Raw genomic sequence first — 2,748 nt, forward strand, 5'->3', positions numbered from 1 at the left:
GCGCGCATCGCGAGCATCCGCTCGAGCGCACGGGCCACGGGCGCCTCGTCCCCCGCCGTCAGCATGTTGGCGAGGTAGCGCAGCGGGATGCGGAGGTTCCGGACGTCCGGCATCGCCCCGTCCATACCGATGGCGCCCGCCTCCGCTGCGTTCTGGATCGGGGACAGCGGCGGGATGTACCAGACCATGGGCAGCGTCCGGTATTCGGGGTGCAGCGGAAAGGCCACCTTCCATTCCATGGCCATCTTCCAGATCGGGCTCTCGCGCGCCGCCTTGATCCAGTCCTCGGGAATCCCGTCGGCACGGGCCGCTTCCGCGACCGCGGGGTCGTGCGGGTCGAGGAAGACACCGAGTTGGGCGTCGTAGAGGTCGGTCGTCTCCGGCGCGTTCGCGGCCGCCTCGATCCTGTCTGCGTCGTACAGCATCACGCCGAGATAGCGGATGCGGCCGACGCAGGTCTCCGAGCAGACCGTGGGGTTACCGGACTCGATGCGCGGATAGCAGAGCGTGCATTTCTCGGACTTGCCGGTCGACCAGTTGTAGTAGACCTTCTTGTAGGGACAGCCGGAGACGCACATCCGCCAGCCGCGACACTTTTCCTGGTCGATCAGGACGATACCGTCCTCTTCGCGCTTGTAGATTGCGCCCGAGGGGCAGGAGGCCGCACAAGCCGGATTGAGGCAGTGCTCGCACAGGCGGGGGAGATACATCATGAAGGTGTTCTCGTATTCCCCGTAGATCTGCTTCTGTATCCCTTCGAAGTTGTAGTCCTGGGACCGTTTCGAGAATTCGCCGCCGAGGATCTCCTCCCAGTTCGGCCCCTTCTCGATCTTCTCCATGCGCTCGCCGGTGATCTTCGACCGCGGTCGCGCCGTCGGAAACGCCTCCATCTCCGGCGCCGATTTCAAATGGTCGTAGTCGAAATCGAAGGGCTCGTAATAATCGTCGATTTCCGGCAGGTCGGGGTTGGCGAAGATGTTCGCCAGGATCCGCCACTTGGAGCCCTGCCTCGGCTGAAGCTTACCCGCCTTCGTCCGCTCCCATCCGCCTTTCCAGCGCGCCTGGTTTTCCCAGTCGGTGGGATAGCCGGTGCCCGGCTTCGTCTCGACGTTGTTGAACCAGGCGTACTCGACGCCGTCGCGGCTGGTCCACACGTTCTTGCAAGTCACGGAACAGGTGTGGCACCCGATGCACTTGTCGAGGTTCAGCACCATGCCGATCTGCGCGCGCACTCTCATTCCGCGGCCTCCTTCTGGGTAGCGGGCCGGTCGAGCCAGTCGACCTTGCGCATCTTTCTGACGATGACGAACTCGTCCCGATTGCTGCCCACGGTGCCGTAGTAGTTGAATCCGTAGGACTGATGGGCGTAGCCGCCGATCATGTGGGTCGGTTTCAGGACCGCACGGGTCACGGAATTGTGGATCCCGCCGCGCTTGCCAGTCTTCTCCGAGCCCGGCGTGTTCACGATCTTTTCCTGGGCGTGATACATGAAGGTCGTTCCGTCCCTCATGCGTTGGCTCACCACCGCCCGCGCCGTCAGCGCGCCGTTGGTGTTGTAGAGTTCCACCCAGTCGTTATCGACGATGCCGGCCTTCGCCGCGTCGGTCTCGGAGATCCAGATCACGGGACCGCCGCGGTTGAGCGTCAGCATCAGAAGGTTGTCGGAATAGGTGGAGTGGATGCCCCATTTCTGGTGCGGCGTGATGAAGTTCAGCACCACGTGGGGCTGCCCGTCCCGGGCATCATGATTGATCTCTTTCGTCACCGTCTTGAGGTCGACCGGAGGGCGGTAGGACATCAGCCCTTCGCCGAAAGCCCGCATCCACAGATGATCTTGGTAGAGCTGCTGGCGGCCGGTCAGCGTGCGCCACGGGATCAGTTCGTGGACATTGGTATAGCCGGCGTTGTAGCAGACCTTCTCGCTTTCGATCCCCGACCAAGTGGGAGAGGAGATGATCTTCCTCGGCTGTGCAGCAATATCGCGAAAGCGGATCTTCTCGTCTTCCTTGGGCAGTGCGAGGTGCGCGTGCTCACGGCCCGTGGCCTTGGACAGCGCCTCCCACGCCTTGACGGCGACTTCGCCGTTGGTCTCCGGCGCCAGCATCAGCACGACTTCGCATGCATCGATGTCGGTGACGATCTTGGGACAGCCCTTCGCCGGGCCCTCCTCCCAGACACCGTTAAGGTCACGCAGGTGCTCGACCTCGTGCCTCGTGTCCCAGGCGATACCCTTGCCGCCGTTGCCGACCTTGTCCATCAGCGGCCCCAGCGCCACGAACCTGTCGTAGAGCGCCGTATAGTCACGTTCGACGGGCACGAAGTTCGGGGCGGTCTTGCCCGGAATAAGGTCGCATTCGCCCTTCTTCCAGTCCTTGACTTGGTCCTGGGCGATTTCGGCCGGGGTGTCGTGCAGGATCGGTAGCGCGACGATATCCGTCTCGCGCCCCAGGATCTCCGGCGCCACCTCCTGGAACTTCTTCGCGATAGCCTTGAATATCTCCCAGTCCGACTTCGACTCGTAAGCCGGGTCCACCGCCGCCTGCAGCGGGTGGATGAACGGATGCATGTCGGAGGTATTGAGATCGTTCTTTTCGTACCAGCTCGCGGTCGGGAGCACGACGTCGGAATAGACCGCGGTCGTACTCATGCGGAAATCGATGCAGACGAGGAGATCGAGCTTCCCGCGCGGTCCCTCCTCGTGCCACTTCGCCTCCTTCGGCAGCTGCCCGCCTTCCGCACCCAGGTCGC

Annotated in this window: 2 protein-coding genes; both read right to left on the reverse strand. The window is 63.1% G+C overall.

Annotation, left to right across the window (positions count from 1 at the left end; translation table 11 throughout):
* Positions 1-1,238, reverse strand: a 1,238-nt coding sequence (narH, locus tag ABIE65_RS27735; protein ID WP_354081987.1) for a nitrate reductase subunit beta, incomplete at its 3' end; no start/stop codon positions are given.
* Positions 1,235-2,748: molybdopterin dinucleotide binding domain-containing protein (locus tag ABIE65_RS27740; protein ID WP_354081988.1), on the reverse strand; the 1,514-nt coding region annotated here is incomplete at its 5' end. The genes narH and ABIE65_RS27740, both read right to left, overlap by 4 nt.

The sequence above is a fragment of the Constrictibacter sp. MBR-5 genome, from assembly GCF_040549485.1.
Classification (GTDB): Bacteria; Pseudomonadota; Alphaproteobacteria; order JAJUGE01; family JAJUGE01; genus Constrictibacter.